General features: G+C 69.2%; 1 protein-coding gene. It reads right to left on the bottom strand.

Going from position 1 to position 467, the window contains the following annotated elements:
• On the bottom strand, positions 1-465 hold a 465-nt coding region (locus EN925_RS39185), incomplete at its 3' end, for an AsmA family protein (RefSeq protein WP_245487499.1).
• Positions 466-467: the final 2 nt, after the last annotated feature.

Genomic DNA, 467 nt, shown 5'->3' with positions numbered 1-467 from the left:
GTCGGTAGGCAGCTTGTCGAGGTCCGGTTTGGCGGGGTCGGCGTTGACCAGGCCGCGCGCCGTGTCGATGGAGCGCGTGATGCGCCCGCCGGTCGGGACAGCGGGCAGGAAAAGGCCGGCAGGCGTGCGCTGGACCCGGATCGTCGGCCGCACCAGCCGCGCCGTCGAAAACACCACGTCGCCGCGCAAGGCCGCCATGGCGGAAAGGTCGACCTCGACCCGTTCTGCCTCGACCACCGGCGGCGCCTCGGTGTCGGTCCATTGTGACAGCGTCACATCGGTCAGGATGGCGCGGAATGTCGGCCAGACCTCGATACGCGGCGAACCGTCGATGGCGACACGGAAGCCGCTCCACGCACTCATTTCCCAGGCGATGCGGTCGCGCACGATACGGGTGGAGGCAATCAGCGGCAGGGCGGCAACGACCAGCGCGACGACGATCACGGCAGCGCCGATCGCCCATATTC

It is taken from the genome of Mesorhizobium sp. M7A.F.Ca.US.006.04.2.1 (assembly GCF_004022915.1).
Taxonomy (GTDB): Bacteria; Pseudomonadota; Alphaproteobacteria; order Rhizobiales; family Rhizobiaceae; genus Mesorhizobium; species Mesorhizobium ciceri.
Note: the sequence above shows the minus strand (reverse complement) of the source record. Positions and strands in the feature narration are given on the sequence as shown.